Below are 20,153 nucleotides of genomic sequence, written 5' to 3'. Positions count from 1 at the left end.
ACAACTAACAACTAACAACTAACAACTAACAACTAACAACTAACAACTAACAACTAACAACTAACAACTAACAACTGCCAACAACCAACTGCCAACTGACTACCGTACCTGCATATAAACAGCATCCGAAAGCGGAGGAATCTCTGCATAGCGTCCCAAAAGCGACTGAACGACTGCATAGACAAATGCAGCAAAAGCGCCCAAAAATACCATGTTATACAGAGTTTCCGCAACAAATGCGACTTGCAAGCCTTTAGAAAAAATCGGCAAAACCAGACCGCACAGCATCAAAACAATGTCTAAAAGAATCGCCTGCATCGCATTAAAACGAATGAAGTGACTGATGTTTTCGTTTCTAACTACTCCCAAATACAGGGCAAAGAAGATAATCAAGCTAGCAAAGGGCAAACTATAAAGTTGCATCAATGGAGCTAGCGGTATCAACAACAGTTGCAGGACAGGAAACTGTGTAAACAGAAACCTGCCAAACGACAGCCCGTCAATCAGCGGGAGCAAATAAGGCAAAGAAGCAAAAATCCGGTCTGGAACAGTTGTAGATCCGCGCCAAGTCATAATGAACTCTCCTGAGTCGATCGATTAACTATTAATTCCATTAAACTCAGGATAACGCAGCAGCAGGGTTTGTGTTTCGACTCTGCCGGAACTTGCTTTTCACTCAGCGGGGAGCAGCCTCAACTACCAAATGTAGTCTTTCTTATTTAATATTGGCAATGACGAAGCCCATTTGACACTCGTACCGATCGGGCAAATTTTCCGTAGGTTTAGCAACTGGATGACCGCAGCGAAGCTCTCCACCGCTCCAGCGCGGTTGGCCAGTGCGATCGGCCAGCAAACAACTTTGGCAAACACACTGAGGGGCAAGCATCTGATTTTCCATTAAAATGACTAACATTTGATACCTCCGGCAGGCTTCACACCAGTAATTTCATTGTATGTCAGGAGTTTGGGACAAACCGCTTAACCTGAACACAACGTAATATTTCTGTCAATGATGCGAAATCCGTAGTAGGCTAAAAGATCCCCAATTCCCAATCCCAAAACTGTCAAGAGGTTGATTATTGTGACGGACACTAACTTAGAATTCCTTTCCAAAACCGATCCGCTAATTGCTGATTTAATCGGGCAAGAGCTGCAGCGCCAACGAGACCACTTAGAACTCATCGCCAGCGAAAACTTTACCTCCGCAGCGGTAATGGCAGCTCAAGGCTCAGTGCTGACCAATAAATACGCCGAAGGACTGCCAGCAAAACGCTACTACGGCGGCTGCGAATTTATTGACGGCATCGAGCAAATTGCGATCGACCGCGCCAAACAGCTATTTGGAGCCGCTCACGCCAACGTCCAGCCCCACTCCGGCGCTCAAGCCAACTTTGCAGTATTTTTGAGCTTGCTGGAACCGGGCGACGGAATTATGGGCATGGATTTGTCCCACGGCGGACACTTGACCCACGGTTCGCCGGTCAACGTATCCGGCAAATGGTTCAAAGCTTTTCACTACGGCGTCAGCCAAGAAACAGAACAGCTCGACTACGACGAAATTTTGGCCAGTGCCAAAGAAAATCGGCCGAAATTGCTCATTTGCGGCTATTCAGCATATTCGCGAATTATCGACTTTGAGAAGTTTAGAGCGATCGCCGACGAAATAGGAGCCTACCTGCTCGCCGACATCGCCCACATCGCCGGGTTAGTCGCCACAGGACACCACCCCAACCCCCTCCCCCACTGTCACGCAGTCACCACCACCACTCACAAAACCCTGCGCGGCCCCCGCGGTGGCTTGATTTTGACCAATGACCCGGAATTAGGCAAAAAGTTCGACAAAGCAGTTTTTCCCGGCACTCAAGGTGGCCCCTTAGAACACGTCATTGCTGGCAAAGCAGTAGCTTTTGGCGAAGCATTAAAGCCTGAATTTAAAACTTATTCCGGTCAAGTAATTGAAAATGCGCGCGCTTTAGCTGCACAGTTGCAGCAGCGGGGTTTAAAACTCGTTTCCGGCGGCACGGACAATCACTTAATGCTAGTTGATTTGCGATCGGTAAACATGACAGGCAAGCGAGCCGACCAATTAGTCAGCGGTGTGAATATTACTGCTAATAAAAATACCGTGCCTTTCGATCCGGCATCGCCCTTTGTCACCAGCGGCTTGAGACTCGGTTCGCCAGCGATGACGACAAGGGGAATGGGAACAGCAGAATTTACCGAGATTGGCAATATTATTGCCGATCGACTGCTAAATCCAGATGATGACAGCGTTGCCGCCGACTGCCTGCGACGAGTAGCGGCCCTGTGCGATCGCTTTCCTTTATATCCGCACTTGTATTTGAAAGTGCCGGCGTTAGCTTAATTTTCCTGATCGGCAATGGGGAATTTGTAGTTGGAAGTGTACGGGTAAAAGGGTAAAAGAGCAGGAAAAGATTGAGAGTTGCGGGTAGCGATATTGACAAGCGGTTTTTATCAACTATATCGCTCGCCCGGACGGTTTTTACTAAAGATATTGGTCGGGCGGGGCTGGTTTGACTAACGGTATTTCTCGGTTGCGAAAGATACCGCTCAACTGGGCCCGCTCGCACAATATCGATCGACTCTTTCGCTATCGAAAGATCGATCGGCTAGCCATTAATTCGAGAGTTATGAGTTAAAAACCTCACAATTCGCGCCCGAGCTACTTCCACCTTGCAACTCTCCGGCTTCCAAACCCCCAGTCGCTCTTAAAGATGTTTCCTTGTTATAAAGCCATCTGAAATGTAGTAGACTCTGCCTGACAGCCTAATTGCCCCGCACTATTTAATATTGATTTCAGATGCCGTACCAGTATCTGTACCACATACTAGCTTTTCTGGTTTCTGCGATCGTCGTCCTCTGGAGTACGCCAATAGTTAAAAAAATTGGTCTCAAAAGCGGGCGAGTCGATCGGCCAGGCGAGCGAAAAGTCCACCAGCGCCCAATGGTGCGCTTGGGAGGAGTTTCCATCTTTCTCGGCACTCTCAGTGCCCTCTTATTTGTCTGGCTCTCAGGAGGCTTCCTCGATGCTAGCGGACAAGTTCTCAATCCCAAAGAGGAATACGAAATTTGGGGAGTCACCCTCGGCGGCCTTGGATTCTTCCTCATCGGTTTAGCAGACGACCTATTTTCGCTGTCAGCCCTCAAACGTTTGCTCATGCAAATTGGGGTATCCAGCATCGCTTGGATGGCGGGCGTACAAATTGAGTTTCTCACAGTTCCCTCCCTCGGACTGACTGATATTGGCTGGCTGAGCTTGCCAATTACCGTGATTTGGCTCGTCGGCATGGCCAACGCCATCAATTGGATTGACGGTTTGGACGGTTTAGCTGCGGGAGTTTCAGGGATTGCAGCAGTTGTGATGCTGATTGTCAGTCTGTCGATGCACCAACCGGCCGCGGCCCTAATTGCAGCGGCTTTAGCTGGCGGGGCCTTGGGATTTCTGCGCTACAACTTCAATCCGGCTCAAATCTTTATGGGAGATGGCGGGGCTTATTTTATCGGGTTTACTCTCGCTGGAGTGGGAGTAATTGGGTTAGTTAAAACTACGGCTGTTACTTCTGTGTTGCTGCCATATTTAATTTTAGCTGTACCGATTTTAGATATGTCGGCAGTGATTCTCGATCGACTTCGCAACGGCAAGTCACCGTTTATTGCTGACAAGCGCCACCTCCACCACCGACTTCTACAAGCCGGACTATCCCATCGATTTGCGGTTTTATTTATTTACTCGCTGACACTGTGGGTGGGAAGTTTAGCCCTAGCTTTTTCGCTTCCCAGCGGCGTAATTTACGCTATGGGTGCGACAAGTTTGCTGGGATACGCTAGCTGGAAAGTTTGGAGACACGCTCGATAGTCAGTTGACTGTTGACTGTTAACTGTTAACTGTTAGTTGTTAGTTGTTAGTTGTCAGTTGTTAGTGACCAATAACCAATAACCAATAACTAATAACCAATAACCAGTAAAAAATCTAAAATCTAAAATCGAATAATGGTTGCTGAAATTATTTGTGTTGGCACTGAATTGCTGTTAGGCGATATTCTTAATAGCAATGCCCAGTTTTTAGCCAAAGAATTAGCGAGTCTGGGAATCCCTCACTACTATCAAACAGTGGTGGGGGACAATCCAGAACGCATCAAACAAGTGTTAGAAATCGCTGTCAGCCGATCGCAGATTTTGCTCTTCACCGGAGGTCTCGGGCCCACACCAGACGACCTCACAGTCGAAACGATCGCCGATTTTTTTGGGGTTCCCCTCATCGAAAAGCCGGAAATTATCGCAGATATCGAATACAAATTTGCCCAGCGGGGACGCACCATGAGTCCCAGCAACCGCAAACAAGCTTTAATTCCAGAAAGTGCGGACATTCTGCCGAACCGCAGCGGTTCTGCACCGGGCATTATTTGGCAGCCGGTTTCTAACGTGACAGTGATGACATTTCCCGGCGTACCGGCGGAAATGCACTTGATGTGGCAAGAAACTGCCGTTCCTTACCTGAAAAACGGCGGCTGGTGCAGCGCAACTATTTACAGCCGCACATTGAAATTTTGGGGGATTGCTGAGTCGGCATTGGCCGAAAAAGTAGATAGTTTTCTCAATTTAACTAATCCTACTGTGGCTCCCTACGCCAATCACGGCGAAGTCAAACTGCGGATTTCGGCCCGCGCGGAGTCGTCTGCGGCTGCTAAAAATTTGATTGAGCCGATCGAACAACAATTGCGACAAATTGCCGGCTCGGACTGTTACGGTGCTGATAGCGATACCCTCGCTTCGACTGTGGGCAAATTGCTGCTGGATGCGGGGCAAACTCTCAGCGTGGCTGAATCCTGCACGGGAGGAGGATTGGGGGCGATGCTGACGGGTGTTCCCGGCAGTTCTTGCTACTTTTTAGGCGGGATTATTTCTTACGACAATCGGGTTAAGGAAGGATTATTAGGTGTTAATCCGCAAGATTTAGCCGAGTTTGGGGCAGTCAGCCACCAAGTGGCAAAACAAATGGCTGCGGGAGTGCGCGATCGCCTCAATACCACTTGGGGATTGAGCATTACAGGCATCGCCGGGCCCGGAGGCGGCACAGACGCTAAACCTGTCGGACTGGTTTATGTCGGTTTAGCGGGCTCCCACGGCGGGGCAGAAAGTTTTGAATACCGCTTTGGCGATGCCCGAGGCCGCGATTGGATTCGCCATCTGAGTAGCTGTACGGCGCTCGATCGGCTCCGGCGTCAATTATTGTTGGCAAAAGCCTAGAAAATATCCAGCGTCTTGTCAATTGTCAACAGTCATCCGTAAGCTTAAGCTTTATTTAACATTCTCTACTCCGATATAATTCCGCAATTTTCCCTTTGGCTCTTGATTATCTGTAAAGATTCGTTATGATAATAAGATAGGACTGATTGGCAAATATACTGACTCTCTATTGCTCAAAACAACCAGCAAGCGAGAAAGCAAGTTTGACCTCTGGTTTCAAAGTCGTGCTTGCTTATTTTCAGAGATTTAGCCGTCGGTTTAGCAATCTAGACTATAAGAAAAGGAGCTATCCGTTCAATGGAAGACATTGAAAAGGTGCTGGAACAAATTAAAGAATGGGTTCGCAAGCTGATAGAAGGACTGCTGAGTCCCGAACCTGAACCGGAACTCGAACCGATTCGTATTCCTGTCAACCAACCGAGAAATCGCCGGTAGTCGGGACTGGATTTGAAGTTGGAGTTTTGAGGTTTGAGGTTTGAGGTGGCAGACTGGTTCTAAATTCCAAGTCAAAACTCTCATAATTTTTGTTGCGCTGGAAATTTTAAAATTGTTAAATATCCTGGTACTTCACGGCCCTAATCTGAATCTATTGGGTCAGCGAGAACCTGGAGTTTATGGTTCTGCGACTTTAAATGATATCAACAAGTTGCTAGAACGAGAAGCGCAAGCCCTCCAGGTGCAAGTCTCAATTCAGCAGTCGAATCATGAAGGGGTATTGGTGGATGCCATTCACTCAATGTTAGGGCAGCACCAAGGCTTATTGATTAATGCTGGAGCTTACACTCATACGAGTGTGGCAATTAGAGACGCGATCGCCGCAGTGAATATCCCTGCGGTAGAAGTTCATCTGAGCAATATTTACCGCCGGGAAGCTTTTCGGCACCACTCGTTTATCGCAGCGGTGGCGATCGGGCAAATCAGCGGTTTTGGCTCAGAAAGTTATCGGCTGGGGCTGCAAGCTCTAGTTAGTTACCTGATTAAAAATTAAAAATTTACCGATTGTAGCGATCGGATGAGGGCAGGTTTTAGATGGAAAACCAGCCCTTATATGTTTGGGTTAAATTCAAGTTAATCAAAGAAGAGTTAGGCAAAGAAGAAAACCAGGAAGAATGATAAATTACCAATTACCAATTACCAATTACTAACAGTTTGAGTTAAATTCAAATGCGGCATTCCCTGTTGAGCAAGTTTCAAGGAACCATACTGGGGGCAGTTTTAGGAGACTCTATAGGCCTGCAATACCAGAGGCAACTCGTAGGTATCCCCCCCCAAACAGAAGACTTGCAGCCGATTTTACAACTGACGAAACACCAACAATTGACCCTGAGTGGGGCAACATTTGGGTTGAATTCTCTCAACAGCAAAATCCCAACTAGCAAAGACTCATCCGAATCCGGGAGACTTGCGGTAGCGTGCGCTCAAAGTTTAATTCGGTGTAGGGGTTTAGATTTAAAAAATTGGCGCGATACTTGGGAAGCATTTGCCAAGTCGGAAATCTATCATCCGCGAAGCAATGAGTTTCAAGGCATCCTTAACCCTTGCGAAGCTGCCGTGGCGGCGCTGCCTGCTGCGATGTTTTTTCACGAAAATAAAGCCAAACTCCGAGAAAAAATCATGCTGGCGATAGAGGTTTGGCCCAACGAAAACAAGCCAGAATGGAATACAGCAGTTTTAGCAATCGGATATGCGATCGCCCGCGCTCTCAAACAAAGACTCGATCCCGCGACAGCGATCGAGCAAACAATTGCCTACCTGAAAACAGATAATGTCTTAACATATCTGCTGGTGCAAGTACAAATACTACTAGAACAAGGAGCCGATTTAGAAACAGCCACAACTCACTTGTGCAAAAGCGCTACAGCTTTGCGAGAAAGACAGAGCGACGAGGGCAAGAAAAAATCGCAAACTAACTCAAACTCAATTGTCTACCCTGGAAATTTCATTCCCATTGCCGTAGCTTTCTACTGTTTTTTGAATACCCCAGAAGACTTACGCTTGTCAGTGGTGCGGGCTGCCCGCTGCGGTATAGCCGGACAACTCACCTGCGCTTTGACGGGAGCTTTGTCTGGAGCTTACAACGGCGCTGCTGCGATTCCTGTAGAATGGAGACAGGTATCTTCGGCTACGGTTGAATCACTGCCGCTGGCGGAGGGCACAGAACCATCGGTTTGGGAAATGGGCAGGGATACAAAAATTGTGGAGTTAGCAAATAACCTGTTTGCTGTTTGGGCGGGAGTTTACAACCCCGATGTCGGCCTGGATTCCGCAGCCCTGGCCAGAGCGGTGGCTGCACCTTATGTCATTAGACCTCGTAAAATATAAATTTTTGAGATTTTCACAGGGAGGGGTCAGCAGAAATTAGCAATGAGAAATTAGCAATTTAGGAATTAGGAATTAACAAGTCAAAAACGAAAGCCCAAGGAGAGCGACAATTAAAGATTAAAAAGTAAAAAATTAAATCGGACGCGCTTGCCACCAAAAAACGGGTTTCTACGAGAATTTGGGGTTGGGAAACGAATAATCTAGGGAAAAACCGGGTTTTTAGCCCCAGCGTGCTCGATTTGTTCGAGATGGACAAGGGAAGGAAAGAAGCTGCTTGCGTTGTTGGCGGCAGTCAGAAAACCCAACTGCTGGTGATAGTCAGGCATAGTAGCCTGGGGCGTTGAATATTCTGCCACGGTAGTTCGGATAAACTCAATCAAGATGCACAGTCAGAAATTCTGACAAAGCTGCTGGATAACAGTGATATATCTTCGACACAAATGAATACGCTCTCCTCATTGATGCGACAGATTGAGCAGCTAGGGGCTTCGCGCTCACTGCGCCAACACCCTAAAGTGCAAAATGGCGGCAGCAAAGCAGATACCGATCGCGCTGGCGGGTCTCTCCTGAGCCGTTTGTCGCGCCAGAAATGGACTCTGCCCGAGACTTTTACTAGATTTACAAGTAAAACCTCAAAATCAAGCCTCAAAAATCAAGCTCGTTCCCCTATGTTGGCGCTGGTCGCGGTAGTTTCCCTAAGCAGCACTCTGGGCCACCGCTTCTACAATCAGCCCAAACTGGATGTGGGGACGAAAGCTCCTCAGACGATTAAGGCGCCTGCTAGTGCTAGCATCCCCGATTACAAAACTACTGAAGAACAGCGGAAAGCAGCGCGGATCGGGGCTGTAGCGATATTAATGCTGGATTCTGCGGTCGATCGACAAATTTATCAAGAATTGCAACAATTTTTGCATCAGGGGAGCGAGCTGCGGGGGGCGGTAGGCCGGTTTCCGTTTGCGAGTCCCTCGGCGCTATCAAATGCGGCTCAGGTTTACTTGCGGGGCTGTCCCGAGTGGGAGTGGCGATCGATTTTGGCGCAAGCGGGGGACAAAAGTGCAAGTTCCGAGCGATTGAGTTTGAGTTCCCCCGCAATGGCCGGGCAGACGGAGAACAAGTCTCAGCAGGATGCTGTCGCTCAACTGCAAGCTTACAGCCGATCGGTTCGGGCGGCAGACTTTCAAAGCCTGACAGACAGTATTTCCTCTGCTCGCCGACGCTATCTCAATGCTGTGGAGGCGCTGGGAAAACCGTCGGTTGTGGGGCTGCCACAGATTTACGATACTTCGCTGTTTGATTTGTCGGATGCAGCTTGGCAGAAAACCCAAACGGGTATGAGTCGGGCGGCAAAAAGGATGGTGGCTCAAGGTATCCCGCAGGGCTTGCCAAAAGAGATTTTGAAAGAAGCTGTGAGGCTGCAAGTGGCTGATGAAGTGCCGTTAGAGTCCCAAGCTTTGGCGGTAGAGGGTTTAACAGCGATTTTGCAGCCAAATCTGGTGAGAGATCCCGAGGAAACCAAACAGCTAGCTGAATTAGCGGCGCAAAAGGTGAAACCGGTGATGATCGCAGTAGAGCAGGGCGAGATAATTGTTGCAGAAGGAGAAGATATCTCGCAGCAAGATTTCGTGTTGCTGGACTATTTTGGTTTGAGCCGGCGGGGGGTGAATTGGCTGGGGCTGACGGGTTTTGTTTGTTTAGTCGGAGGGGCAATTGCGATCGTACTGTTGGTGGAAAGGCACTACCGCTTGCGCCGGAGAGATCATTTGCTATTGCTGCTGCTGACTTTGAGCGCCCCGGTGCTGGTGAGTTTGGGGCTGCCTTGGACGAGTTTGCCCGCGATCGGGATTTTAGCGGGCGGCTTCTACGGTTCGGCGGTGGGAGTGACTGTGGTGGGGCTGCTGTCGGCGCTGCTGCCCGTTGGCTTAAATGTGGAGTTGATTCATTTGGTGGCTAGCGGGGCGGGGGGATTGCTGGGCGCTTTTATGGCCGGGCGGCTGCGATCGCGCGAGGAATTGGCTCTTTTGGGAGTGGCTGTCGGCTTGACTCAGGGCACGGTTTATCTGGTGGGGACTTTGGTTGCCAGCGCGGCTGCCGGTGCGATTTGGTACGTCGTGCTCGGTACTGTGGGCGCGCAAAGTTTGGCCGGTTTGGCTTGGAGCGTTGTGGCGATCGGCATCAGCCCTTATTTGGAACACGTTTTTGACTTGATTACGCCGATCCGGCTGGCGGAACTTGCCAATCCCAACCGCCCGCTGTTGAAGAAATTGGCTGCCGAGACTCCGGGGACTTTTCAGCACACGCTGTTTGTGGCGAGTTTGGCGGAGGCTGCTGCCCGGGAACTCGGCTGCAATGTTGAGCTGGTCAGGGCTGGAACATTATACCACGATATTGGAAAAATGCACGACCCGCTCGGATTTTGTGAAAATCAAATGGGCGGGGGCAACAAACACGATGAAATTAATGACCCTTGGGCGAGCGCGGAGCTCATTAAAAAGCACGTTACCGAGGGGTTGGTGATGGCGCGGAAGCATCGATTGCCGAAGGCGATTCAGGCGTTTATTCCCGAACACCAAGGTACAATGTTAATTGCTTATTTCTACCACCAAGCGCAGCAAATTGCTGCAAAAGAATCAGAAGATTTAATGATTGCTTTGGCAGATGCGGATAATTCAAAGTTAACAATCGCAAGTCGGGAAGTGAGGGAGGAGGATTTTCGCTACGACGGGCCGATTCCGCAGTCGCGGGAAACGGGAATTCTGATGTTGGCGGATTCTTGCGAGGCTGCTTTGCGATCGCTCAAGGATGCTACTCATGAAGAGGCTTTGAATATGGTTAATAAGATTTTGAGGGCTCGCTGGCAGGATAATCAGTTGCTCGATTCGGGTTTGACTCGGGAGGATATGTCTCTAATTGCGGAGATTTTTGTGCGGGTTTGGGAACAGTTCAATCACAAGCGAATTGCTTATCCTAGTGCTGTTTTCACTCCCAGGTAGAGGGGTTTTAGATTTTAAAAGCGATTGCTTATATTTATTTGCGAGTGCGAGCGTCTCGCTCGCACTCAAATGATAACTGATTAACCGGACATGAGATCAATTCCGGCTGCGCCGGAATGATATAGAGGACACGGCAGTGCCGTTTCTTGCGCGCCAGATAGTAGGGACACGGCACTGCCGTGTCCTGATTTCGGGTAATATTAATTCCGATGCAACCGGAATTGATATGAGATCAATTCTGATTTTATTGCGATGTACCGCGCAATGCGCCATGCACTTGAGGATTGCCGCTGACAATCACCACAGTTTGCTTGATTCCTGCGATTAGCCACAGTCCGTCTGTTTGAATTAAGGAGTGAAAATAGTTTCCTGCTGTATCAAACCGATTCTGTCCCGATTCGCGAGTCGGGTCAAGTCGATAAATTTGATAGACAGACTTGCATTCGGCAGTATTATTGTTAATAGTTACTTCGTGATTCGTGCTGACGTGCAGCGTTCGCAAACCCGCAAGGCCTTCGACGCGCTGTTTTATGTATTCTTCTGCGGTTACTCGTCGGGGAGTTTCACCCCTGAATTCCGAATAGTCGATATCTATTTCGTCGGCTAGATGCGATCGCAATTTTTGCCAGTCTTGGGCATCGATCGCATTTGCAAATGCTACGATCGTATCTACGACAGCAGCGCGATCGATAATCCAGCGGATGTCTCGCAGTTGGTACATAAAAAATAAATTTTGTGAGTTGTGAGTTCAAAAGATTTTAATTTTTAACCGCAGATGAACGCAGATAAATGCCGATTGTTTATCTTGATTCTATCCCTTGACTCCGGCGGCTGTTTCGGTCGGCACAATGTATTTTTGCAAAAGCAAAAAGAGTCCTAAAACTGGAACAATAGAAATAATGGAACCCGCCGCAACTAAACGCCAATCCAAAGAAAATGTCCCGGCTAAATTGGCTACGCCTAAAGGTAACGTGTAATATTCCGGCCTGTCTAAAACTAGCAGCGGCCACAGAAAATCGCTCCAAGAACCGATAAATACGAAAATTCCTAAAGTAACTAAAGCCGGCTTAATTGCCGGAATCATCACGTGCCACCAAATGCCTAATTCGCTGCAGCCGTCGATGCGGGCGGCTTCTTCGAGTTCTTTGGGAACTTGAAGGAATGCTTGCCGCAATAAAAATATGCCGAAGGCTGAGGCGAGTCCGGGAAAAATTACGCCTAAATAGCTATTTTTTAATCCGAGTTGTACTGTCAATACGTACAGGGGAATCATGACTATTTGGAAGGGAATCATGATTGTGGAAACGATCGCGATTAAGATGGCTTCGCGGCCGCGAAAGTTAAGTCGGGCTAAGGGGTAAGCAGCGAGAGCGCAAAACAGGACGTTGATGCTAACTGTGAGGCCGGCAATCAGGCTGCTGTTGAACAGGTAGCGGCCGAAGGGGTTGGTTTGCCAAACTTTGATGAAGTTTTCCAGGGTTGGCTGTTGCGGTAACAGTTGCGGGGGAAATTGAAAGATGTTTTCGGTGGGGGATTTGAGGGAGGTACTGAGCAGCCACAGCAGGGGAAACAGCATTAAAAGTGCGATCGCGCTCATGATGCTGTACGTCCACAGGATGCTCAACCGCGAGGGAGTTTTGTTTGGGGAATTTGATTTTTTAGTTTTGAGATTGTTCATTGTTGGGATATGATGATAAGTCCTTGCTTCGTGAGAAGCCTTGTTGTCCATAAGGGGATTATTGCCATGAAACCGTTTATTTACGAAACTATGTACATTCTGCGCCCAGATTTGGGTGAGGAAATGACAGACCAGGCGATCGCGAAATATCAAACTATTTTGCGCGATCAAGGTGCTGAAAATATCGAAACTCAGCACCGCGGCAAGCGCCGTTTGGCTTACGAAATCGGCAAGCACCGGGACGGAGTATACGTTCAAATGAACTATACAGCTCCGGGCGCTGCAATCTTTACCCTGGAGCGCGCGATGCGTCTGAGCGAGGAAGTGATTCGCTATTTGACGATCAAGCAAGATGTGCCAGATGCACCTGAAGCGGAAGCTGAAGCGGAAGTCGCCGCCTAAAACGAGTTTTTTTACTCGTTACTGACATCTTGCACCATTCTCAAGAACAGGCAAGATGCCTGTTCCACAAACAAGATTAAGTTTGATTGTGGGGCGGGCATCCTGCCCGCCCGTCAAAGGCCGATTGACAATGGTGCAACAGAAACAGCGTTAATCTGAGTTCAAAAACTCCAAATAATTATTAGTCAATTCTTTGACTGCTAACTCGTAAAACTGCTGGCCGTGTTCGGGGGTTGCTAAGGCCGGATTTGAACCCATTCTGCCGTCGGGAAATCGGCGGCGGAAATCAGCAGCACCGTAAATTTTGTGCCCGGAAGCAACTTTTTCCGAAAGCGGAGCTTGCTTGATGGCTTCGGGATAAAGGTACTGGGTTAAGGCGATTTCGCTGGGGGTGGCGTGGGAACCTTCTTGGTTTCCGTACAATTCTTTTGCGAGTTTGTAGACTGAACCGCACATGAACCAGTTGCCGATTTGACACTGGATTCGATCGGCATTTGGTAGATTCAAGTCCGACAAATGCGCGTAAGTCTCGGAAAATGCTGCTTTCATCGTGGCAATGTTGCCGCCGTGACCGTTGATGAAGAAATATTTCTCAAATCCAGCTTTTGCCAAAGATGTGATATAATCCCTGATTACCAGTATCAGCGTCTGCGGTCGCAGGCTGATTGTGCCGGGAAAGCTGGTGTGGTGCAAGGCCATCCCGACATTAATTGTCGGGGCGATTAAGGCATTGGCAGCTTCGCCGACACCGCGGGCGATCGCCTTGGCAGCAATAGCGTCAGTGCCGATCGAGCCGGTGGGCCCGTGCTGTTCGGTAGAGCCGATCGGGATAATTATGCCTTGGGAGCTCTCTAGATAAGCTTCTACCTCGGGCCAGGTACTCAAATGCAGCAACATTATAGGCAGTCTATAGAATTTTTACTTGCTATGGTCGATCGTAGCCGGCAGGCGAAGAAAAAGGACTTTGGGCAAACTTATTATTGTATTCTTAAACAAAGCTCTACATTGCGATCGCAACTTTACAGTTATATTACTTAACCTTAATAATTTAACCAATCGATCGCCAAAACTTTACCTTTTAATAACCTTTTAAGAGTAGTATAGCAAGCATCTCCCTATAGATTGGGTGTTACCTGGTCAACAAACAGCGGGCAATGTTTTATGAAATTAACACCGACCCCTAAAAATGACCGGGCTTCTGACGCCTGGACGCACGCAGACAGCGCGGCTCCGGCAACTGCTCTAAGGCTGTATTCCTTGCACGAGCAAGTAGCAAAGGTCGAGCGCGTCTCTGTTGGATGGACTGGCGAAGGATTTTAAGCGATCCTCTTCGAGGGCTTCGCTAACGAACAAACGGCGCTCGTACAAGCGATCGCAGCGCGAGAGGACCTCAGCTACTGAAGAAGGCGCCTCACGCTAGCCACATACAAACATAACTCCCACTGATATTTATGTCTTCTGCTGAATTAAGCGAAAGTCCTTCAAGGTTGGCTGTTGGACAAGCCGGCCGTATCTTGTTATTGGAAGGTGAAGATCTGTTGCGGGAAATGCTAGCTTTAGCCCTTAAAGAACAGGGCTACGAGGTGGTGGTTACTAGCGACGGGCGCAACGCTCTGCCTTCTGTGCAGGCTTCTTCGTCATACCACAGTGAATTTGCCTTTAACCTGTTAATTATGGATTCCATTAACGGTTTGGATCTGTGTCGAATGTTACGGCATCAAGGAAATCCCGTACCTATTTTGATTATCGGTGCTAGAGGAAGTGCCAACAATTGCGCTTTTTACCTAGAAGCCGGATCGGATGATTATCTGACCAAGCCTTTTGGAATGCGAGAGTTTATCGCTCGCTGTCGGGCGCTGATGCGACGCCAGCGCCTCGGTCAGTTACCGCAACCGGTGATGCTGCAATATAAGAGCATAACTCTGTATCCTGAAGAGTGCCGCGTGTTGGTTCGCGGCCTTGAAGTAAAATTTTCTCCTAAACAGTTTCGCTTACTAGAACTATTTATGAGTAATCCCCGGCGAGTTTGGTCTCGCGATCAGTTGCTGGAAAAAATTTGGGGTCAAGATTTTATCGGAGATAGCAAAACAGTTGATGTTCACATCCGCTGGCTGCGCGAAAAGTTGGAAATCGATCCGGGCAAACCGGAATATATTATTACGATACGGGGGTTCGGCTATCGATTTGGTTGAATTTCAAGTCAGTTCTAGGGTTGGAAGTTGCATTCCAATTGACGTAGGGACACAACATTGTTGTGTCCTTATTTGTCTGTGCAGGGTTTGCTGAATAAAAGCAGAAGGCAGACCCGATCGGGGTTTTAACTGAGATATTGCACCATTCTCAATAAGGTTTTTATGGGCGGGCAGGATGCCCACCCCACAAGAAATTAATTATTTGTGGAACAGGCATCTTGCCTGTTCTTGAGAATGGTGCAAGATGTGAGTTTTAATCTTTTTTTTGACCGAGCAAGTACAATTTATAGCAGAAGCGAGGCTCAAAACCCTTGCACTTTCGCGGGAAGCCGCTGGGTTAATTGGAGAAATAAGCGACGAACCTACTATTTTTCAAGCTGTGTGGCGCGAGCTTATTCGCTCTGTAGAGTTTTTCAGCAAGCCCTATTTACGGTGGGCATCACCCACCTGAAGATTAGTTCCTCTGGCTTGTGTTAAAAAAGGTTAGGACTCAGGGGAAGGATTGTATCCAGGAGTTGAACCAAAACCTGCCTTCAGCATAAGTGCCTCCTGCCTCCTGCCTTGAGCATAAGTCCCTGTAGGATACGTGCCGTTTGATGAATCTGCCGCTACTGAGTCATTAAGTCATGGTTGATTTAGGACTATCAAGCAGTGAATGGAAAGCGCCAGGATATGACAATCGAGGATTCTCATTATGAACAGAACTAAATCTGCTGGTAGCTTCGCTGCCAAAACTGCTCGCTCCCGCACCCTGCGAACAGTTCTGATAGTTCCCTTCGTCTTGCAAATTTTCGTGGCGGTGGGACTGGTAGGATATCTCTCATTTAAAAACGGACAAAAGGCAGTCAATAAAATTGCCGATCGATTGATGGCAGAAGTAGGCAGCCGCGTCGAACAAAATCTGGCTACTTACCTGATTGTACCCCATCAGGTCAACCAGATCAATGCTGCGGCGATCGAGATCGGTACGCTGAATTTGCAAGATTTACCTGTTTTACAGCGTCATTTTTGGCGGCAGCTTCAGATATTTGACACGCTCACTTTTACGGGTTTAGGTTTAGAACAAAGAGACAACTTGGGGGCAGAAAGGCTCGATAATGGTTCGCTGACTTTGAGGGTATCGACTGCAGCAAGTAACTATGATTTTCGCACCTATACTACCAATAAATCAGGGGAAATTGGCGCATTATTAAACAACAAAACTAATTTCGACCCGCGCACTCGCCCGTGGTACAAAGCTGCGGTAGCTGCTGGCAAACCCACCTGGAGCGAGATTTATTCCAATACGGCCGGCATTACGGCTTATCTCGGCGCATCTATGCCTTTCTACGACAAACAAGGAAAATTGCAAGGGGTGCTGCTAACTAATATTAATTTGTCCACCCTTGGCCAGTTTTTGCAAAGCTTGGAAATCGGCAAAAACGGACAAGTTTTTATTATTGAGCGCTCGGGAATGTTGGTCGCAACTTCGACAGGAGAAAGACCGTTTCACGCCGTTAAAAAAGACTACGGAGCCGAACGAGTTAAAGCAATTGACAGTAAAAATACTTTTACCAAAACCACGGCTCAATATTTAGCAGCCAATTTTAACAAGTTCCAATCTCTGAAAACTTCGCAGTCACTAGAATTTGATGTTCGGGGTAAAAAACAATTTTTACAAGTTCTGCCTTGGCAAGATGACAAAGGATTGGATTGGTTGATTGTAGTGGTGGTTCCCGAAGCCGATTTCATGGCACAAATTAATGCCAATAATACCGCAACAATTTTGTTGTGCGCTGCTGCTTTAATTGTGGCGATAATTGTCGGAATTATTACGGCTAGGTGGGTAACTAAACCAATTTTATCTTTGAACGATGCTGCTAAAAAAATTGCTAAAGGTGAATGGGGTAAAAGTGTAATAATTAACCGCGATGATGAAGTCGGGGAACTTGCAAATTCATTTAATAGTATGGCGGCTCAACTGCAAGTATCCTTTGCGGAATTGCAAGCTTTGAATACCGAATTATCTGAGAGTAAAAGCAGACTTTACCAAATTTTAGAAGCGGTTCCAATTGGTATATTTGTAGCCAATTCTAGCGACAAGCCTTATTATGTTAATTCTCGCGCTCTGGATTTATTAGGTACAGATAAAGTTGCTAATAATGCGTCTGAACTTCGAGAGATTTATCAAGCTTATCTAGCAGGTAGCAACGAAATTTATCCCGCCGAAAAAGATCCAATTATCAATGCTTTTAAAGGGGCCAGCGTTAACGTTGATGATATGGAAATTCGGCAGCCTGACAGGAGGATTATTCCGATCGAGGTTTGGGGCACGCCCATCTATGATGACAAAGGAAAGGTGAGTTATGCGATCGCAGCTTTTGCCGACATCACTCAACGCAAACAAGCCGAAAAATTGGTAGCGGAATACAACCGCACTCTCGAATTTCAAGTCGCCGAAAGAACCCAAGAACTCAAAACAGCATTAGACAACCTGCAAACGACTCAGGAAGAGCTGATTCATTCCGAAAAAATGGCAGCTTTAGGTCAATTAGTCGCCGGAGTTGCCCACGAATTGAATACTCCGCTGGGTGCGATCCGATCGAGTGCTGGAAATATGACTAATTTTTTGGGTCAAACTCTCACGAATTTGCCGTCAATGTTTCAGTCGCTTTCGCCCGCAGAATCTGAAAATTTCCGCGAATTAATGTATCGCTCGCTACAAAAAGATATGACTTTAACAGCTAAAGAAGAAAGGAAGTTAAAGCGGGCTTTAATTAGTCAACTCGAAGGCGAAGACATTGACGAAGCGGATGATATCGCCGACACCTTGGTAGATATGGGGATTTACGAGGCCGACGACTTTCTGTCTCTGCTGCAAAAGGTCGATCGCGATCGCATCTTAGAAATGGCTTACAAACTCTCAGAAATCCAGCGAGGAACCCAAACAATTAATACCGCAGCCGAGCGCGCTTCTAAAGTCGTCTTTGCCCTGAAAACTTATGCCCGTTACGACTCATCAGAAACGATGGTTCAATCTAATATAACTGAAGGCATAGAAACCGTACTCACCCTGTATCAAAATAACCTCAGACACGGCGTAGAAGTGATCCGCAATTTCCAAAAAATACCGCCTGTGCTTTGCTATGTAGACCAACTGAATCAGGTCTGGACAAATCTGATTCACAACGCCCTGCAAGCGATGGACAATAAAGGCACATTAACTCTGGACATCGTTCACGAAAGCAACTATATAAAAGTCGGCGTTACGGATAGCGGCAAAGGAATTCCTCCAGAAGTCATGCCCAAAATATTCGCTCCCTTCTTCACAACTAAACCCCCCGGAGAAGGCAGCGGTCTGGGCCTCGATATAGTCAGAAAGATAGTTGACAAACATCGCGGCAAAATAGAAGTTGCATCGGTTCCCGGCAAAACAACTTTTACGGTTGTTTTGCCAGTCAATCTCCCCTAAACAATTAGTTAAGCCAGCAAAAATGTCTAAACCAATCATCCTGTGTGTTGATGACGAAAAAGTAGTTTTACACAGCCTAAAAACTCAACTAAAATCAGCCTTTGGGAATGCTTACTTGTATGAGCTAGCAGAAAATCCCGCCGATGCTTTAGAGTTAATTGATGAATTAAATGACGGCGAAATTTCGATTATCTTGATTGTATCGGATTGGTTAATGCCAGGAATGAAAGGAGATGAATTTCTGATTCGCGTCCATCAAAAATTCCCGAACATAGTAAAAATTATGCTGACAGGTCAAGCTGATGAAGAGGCAGTGAAGAGGGCTTTTGACGAAGCCAACCTCCATCGGTGTTTGCCGAAACCTTGGTCGGAATCAGAGCTGATCGAAACCATTAAAACGGCCTTATCGCTATGATCAAACAAGTCATTATTTGCGTTGACGATGAAAAAACTATTTTGAAAAGTCTTAAAAGTGAATTAAAAGAGGCTTTAGGCAATACTTATCGCATTGAAATTGCCGAAGGAGGTAAAGATGCCCTAGAGTTAATTGCTGAATTGCTCGAAGACGAGTATGAAATCCCTTTAATTATCTCGGATTACGTGATGCCGGACATGAAAGGAGATGAATTGTTGCGGCTAGTTCACGAAATTTCTCCCAAAACTCTCAAAGTGATGCTAACCGGTCAGGCGACTATTGAGGCGGTAGGAAATGCCATCAAACAAGCCAAACTATACCGCTACATCGGCAAACCTTGGCAAACAGAAGACTTGAAATTGACTGTTACAGAAGCCGTCAACAGTTACAGTCAGGATAAAAAACTAGCAGAACAAAATGCCGAACTTCGGAAAATCAATCAGGAATTAGAATTTGCCCTGTCACAGCAATTAAAATTAACAGAAGCTGCTAAACGCTTTGTGCCGAATGAATTTGTCTCGCTGCTAAGCCACGATAGCTTGAGCGACGTTCGACTCGGCGAGAGTGTAGAAAAGGAAATGTCAATATTGTTTTCCGATATTCGGGATTTTACGGATCTTTCGGAGAAAATGACACCGCAGGAAAATTTCAATTTTATTAATTCTTATTTGAGTCGAATGGAGCCAAGCATTATTAAAAATCATGGCTTTATTGATAAATATATTGGCGATGCAATTATGGCGTTGTTTGGCTACAGTGCAGACGATGCAGTCAAGGCAGGAATTTCTATGCTGCACAGTCTCCATGAATACAATCAACATCGCATTAGTTGCAGCTACGCACCTATTAAAATTGGGATTGGCATCAATACGGGTTCATTGAGGTTAGGAACAGTCGGGTCAACTAACAGGATGGACAGTACGGTGATTGGCGACGCGGTGAATTTAGCCTCGCGCGTGGAAAGCTTGACGAAAAGCTACGGGGTGTCGATGTTGATTACTCAAAATACTTTTTTAGAGTTGAGCGATACAGCAAGTTATGCAATCCGAAATATCGGCTGTGTTCGAGTGAAAGGTAAATCGGATTTGGTGACGATTTACGAAGTGTTTGATGCCGATACACCAGAAGTGAAAGAAGGCAAATTAGCAACTTTGCCCGTATTTTTAGAAGCGCTGTACAACTACGCTGCTGCTAAACATCAAGAAGCAGCAGAAATGTTTGCTGATTGCCTGCGAAAAAATCCCCTGGATCGGGTGGCGCAAAATTATCTGCAACGCTGTCAGGAGTTGCAGGTAATATTGCCCCAAAGTCGATCGGACTTTATTTAATACATTCCGGGACAAACAAGCACCGGAATGATATAGCAATCCTAAATGATTTGCTTGCATTATACGCGAGCTTTCTGGCTCGCACTGCAAGGATTCTGGTCTCGCTC

At 47.2% G+C, this 20,153-nt stretch carries 19 protein-coding genes; 13 read left to right on the top strand and 6 right to left on the bottom strand.

The annotated features are described in order from the left end of the window. Window positions 1-99: 99 nt before the first annotated feature. Window positions 100-573, bottom strand: a complete 474-nt coding sequence (locus QUA56_RS33795) for a Tic20 family protein (RefSeq protein ID WP_333367530.1) — start codon at window positions 571-573, stop codon at window positions 100-102. 142 nt (window positions 574-715) lie between these two features. Next, complete coding sequence (locus QUA56_RS33790; protein WP_006631916.1) at window positions 716-913, bottom strand: hypothetical protein; 198 nt, start codon at window positions 911-913, stop codon at window positions 716-718. Between the two features lie 168 nt (window positions 914-1,081). Between QUA56_RS33790 and glyA the strand changes: the two genes are divergently transcribed. From glyA to QUA56_RS33760, 6 genes are all read left to right on the top strand, one after another. After that, on the top strand, window positions 1,082-2,365 hold the full coding sequence (gene glyA / locus QUA56_RS33785; protein ID WP_333367527.1) for a serine hydroxymethyltransferase: 1,284 nt from the start codon (window positions 1,082-1,084) through the stop codon (window positions 2,363-2,365). Window positions 2,366-2,821: 456 nt separating this feature from the next. Beyond that, window positions 2,822-3,877 carry an MraY family glycosyltransferase gene (locus tag QUA56_RS33780; protein ID WP_333367524.1) on the top strand — a complete coding sequence of 352 codons (1,056 nt, stop codon included), beginning with the start codon at window positions 2,822-2,824 and terminating at the stop codon, window positions 3,875-3,877. Window positions 3,878-4,011: 134 nt separating this feature from the next. Continuing rightward, window positions 4,012-5,268 (top strand): competence/damage-inducible protein A, encoded by a 1,257-nt coding sequence (locus QUA56_RS33775; protein WP_333367521.1) that lies wholly within the window; start codon window positions 4,012-4,014, stop codon window positions 5,266-5,268. Window positions 5,269-5,565: 297 nt separating this feature from the next. Then, window positions 5,566-5,703, top strand: a complete 138-nt coding sequence (locus QUA56_RS33770) for a hypothetical protein (RefSeq protein ID WP_006631912.1) — start codon at window positions 5,566-5,568, stop codon at window positions 5,701-5,703. A gap of 112 nt (window positions 5,704-5,815) precedes the next feature. Beyond that, the gene (gene aroQ / locus QUA56_RS33765) at window positions 5,816-6,256 is read left to right on the top strand and encodes a type II 3-dehydroquinate dehydratase (RefSeq protein ID WP_138920973.1); all 441 of its coding nucleotides are present in this window, start codon (window positions 5,816-5,818) and stop codon (window positions 6,254-6,256) included. 176 nt (window positions 6,257-6,432) lie between these two features. Further along, window positions 6,433-7,590, top strand: a complete 1,158-nt coding sequence (locus tag QUA56_RS33760; RefSeq protein ID WP_333367518.1) for an ADP-ribosylglycohydrolase family protein — start codon at window positions 6,433-6,435, stop codon at window positions 7,588-7,590. Between the two features lie 200 nt (window positions 7,591-7,790). Here QUA56_RS33760 and QUA56_RS33755 read toward each other — a convergent pair whose 3' ends face one another. After that, complete coding sequence (locus QUA56_RS33755) at window positions 7,791-7,946, bottom strand: hypothetical protein (protein ID WP_333367515.1); 156 nt, start codon at window positions 7,944-7,946, stop codon at window positions 7,791-7,793. 105 nt (window positions 7,947-8,051) lie between these two features. On the opposite strand from QUA56_RS33755, the gene QUA56_RS33750 reads away from it, so the two are divergent. Continuing rightward, complete coding sequence (locus QUA56_RS33750) at window positions 8,052-10,580, top strand: HDIG domain-containing metalloprotein (protein WP_333367513.1); 2,529 nt, start codon at window positions 8,052-8,054, stop codon at window positions 10,578-10,580. 244 nt (window positions 10,581-10,824) lie between these two features. On the opposite strand, the gene QUA56_RS33745 is transcribed toward QUA56_RS33750, so the two are convergent. Both QUA56_RS33745 and QUA56_RS33740 read right to left on the bottom strand, forming a co-directional pair. Further along, complete coding sequence (locus QUA56_RS33745; protein ID WP_333367511.1) at window positions 10,825-11,301, bottom strand: nuclear transport factor 2 family protein; 477 nt, start codon at window positions 11,299-11,301, stop codon at window positions 10,825-10,827. Between the two features lie 90 nt (window positions 11,302-11,391). Next, complete coding sequence (locus tag QUA56_RS33740; RefSeq protein WP_333367508.1) at window positions 11,392-12,258, bottom strand: carbohydrate ABC transporter permease; 867 nt, start codon at window positions 12,256-12,258, stop codon at window positions 11,392-11,394. A 66-nt stretch (window positions 12,259-12,324) separates the two neighbouring features. Between QUA56_RS33740 and rpsF the strand changes: the two genes are divergently transcribed. Next, window positions 12,325-12,660, top strand: coding sequence for a 30S ribosomal protein S6 (rpsF, locus tag QUA56_RS33735; protein ID WP_333367505.1), 336 nt, complete (start codon window positions 12,325-12,327; stop codon window positions 12,658-12,660). A 150-nt stretch (window positions 12,661-12,810) separates the two neighbouring features. On the opposite strand, the gene QUA56_RS33730 is transcribed toward rpsF, so the two are convergent. Beyond that, entirely contained in the window at window positions 12,811-13,557 is a 747-nt protein-coding gene (locus QUA56_RS33730; protein ID WP_333367502.1) for a creatininase family protein, read from the bottom strand. A gap of 554 nt (window positions 13,558-14,111) precedes the next feature. Between QUA56_RS33730 and QUA56_RS33725 the strand changes: the two genes are divergently transcribed. The 5 genes from QUA56_RS33725 to QUA56_RS33705 all read left to right on the top strand — a co-directional run bounded on the left by QUA56_RS33725 (window position 14,112) and on the right by QUA56_RS33705 (window position 20,046). Beyond that, window positions 14,112-14,852, top strand: a complete 741-nt coding sequence (locus QUA56_RS33725) for a response regulator transcription factor (RefSeq protein ID WP_333367500.1) — start codon at window positions 14,112-14,114, stop codon at window positions 14,850-14,852. Between the two features lie 265 nt (window positions 14,853-15,117). Next, the gene (locus QUA56_RS33720) at window positions 15,118-15,303 is read left to right on the top strand and encodes a hypothetical protein (protein WP_333367497.1); all 186 of its coding nucleotides are present in this window, start codon (window positions 15,118-15,120) and stop codon (window positions 15,301-15,303) included. 243 nt (window positions 15,304-15,546) lie between these two features. Continuing rightward, the gene (locus QUA56_RS33715) at window positions 15,547-18,303 is read left to right on the top strand and encodes an ATP-binding protein (protein ID WP_333367494.1); all 2,757 of its coding nucleotides are present in this window, start codon (window positions 15,547-15,549) and stop codon (window positions 18,301-18,303) included. 22 nt (window positions 18,304-18,325) lie between these two features. Then, the gene (locus QUA56_RS33710) at window positions 18,326-18,718 is read left to right on the top strand and encodes a response regulator (protein WP_333367491.1); all 393 of its coding nucleotides are present in this window, start codon (window positions 18,326-18,328) and stop codon (window positions 18,716-18,718) included. Then, window positions 18,715-20,046, top strand: coding sequence for an adenylate/guanylate cyclase domain-containing protein (locus QUA56_RS33705; protein WP_333367488.1), 1,332 nt, complete (start codon window positions 18,715-18,717; stop codon window positions 20,044-20,046). Before QUA56_RS33710 ends, QUA56_RS33705 begins: the two co-directional genes overlap by 4 nt. Window positions 20,047-20,153 lie beyond the last annotated feature (107 nt).

The sequence above is a fragment of the Microcoleus sp. N3A4 genome (assembly GCF_036701805.1).
Lineage (GTDB): Bacteria > Cyanobacteriota > Cyanobacteriia > Cyanobacteriales > Microcoleaceae > Microcoleus.
Note: the sequence above shows the minus strand (reverse complement) of the source record. Positions and strands in the feature narration are given on the sequence as shown.

Excerpts from the sequence above, each read along its gene's own strand:
- QUA56_RS33795 (WP_333367530.1), bottom strand. The coding sequence starts at position 573 with ATGACTTGGCGCGGATCTACAACTGTTCCAGACCGGATTTTTGCTTCT.
- QUA56_RS33790 (WP_006631916.1), bottom strand. The coding sequence starts at position 913 with ATGTTAGTCATTTTAATGGAAAATCAGATGCTTGCCCCTCAGTGTGTT.
- QUA56_RS33780 (WP_333367524.1), top strand. The coding sequence starts at position 2,822 with ATGCCGTACCAGTATCTGTACCACATACTAGCTTTTCTGGTTTCTGCG.
- QUA56_RS33775 (WP_333367521.1), top strand. The coding sequence starts at position 4,012 with ATGGTTGCTGAAATTATTTGTGTTGGCACTGAATTGCTGTTAGGCGAT.
- QUA56_RS33770 (WP_006631912.1), top strand. The coding sequence starts at position 5,566 with ATGGAAGACATTGAAAAGGTGCTGGAACAAATTAAAGAATGGGTTCGC.
- QUA56_RS33760 (WP_333367518.1), top strand. The coding sequence starts at position 6,433 with ATGCGGCATTCCCTGTTGAGCAAGTTTCAAGGAACCATACTGGGGGCA.
- QUA56_RS33750 (WP_333367513.1), top strand. The coding sequence starts at position 8,052 with ATGCGACAGATTGAGCAGCTAGGGGCTTCGCGCTCACTGCGCCAACAC.
- QUA56_RS33745 (WP_333367511.1), bottom strand. The coding sequence starts at position 11,301 with ATGTACCAACTGCGAGACATCCGCTGGATTATCGATCGCGCTGCTGTC.
- QUA56_RS33740 (WP_333367508.1), bottom strand. The coding sequence starts at position 12,258 with ATGAACAATCTCAAAACTAAAAAATCAAATTCCCCAAACAAAACTCCC.
- rpsF (WP_333367505.1), top strand. The coding sequence starts at position 12,325 with ATGAAACCGTTTATTTACGAAACTATGTACATTCTGCGCCCAGATTTG.
- QUA56_RS33730 (WP_333367502.1), bottom strand. The coding sequence starts at position 13,557 with ATGTTGCTGCATTTGAGTACCTGGCCCGAGGTAGAAGCTTATCTAGAG.
- QUA56_RS33725 (WP_333367500.1), top strand. The coding sequence starts at position 14,112 with ATGTCTTCTGCTGAATTAAGCGAAAGTCCTTCAAGGTTGGCTGTTGGA.
- QUA56_RS33715 (WP_333367494.1), top strand. The coding sequence starts at position 15,547 with ATGAACAGAACTAAATCTGCTGGTAGCTTCGCTGCCAAAACTGCTCGC.
- QUA56_RS33710 (WP_333367491.1), top strand. The coding sequence starts at position 18,326 with ATGTCTAAACCAATCATCCTGTGTGTTGATGACGAAAAAGTAGTTTTA.
- QUA56_RS33705 (WP_333367488.1), top strand. The coding sequence starts at position 18,715 with ATGATCAAACAAGTCATTATTTGCGTTGACGATGAAAAAACTATTTTG.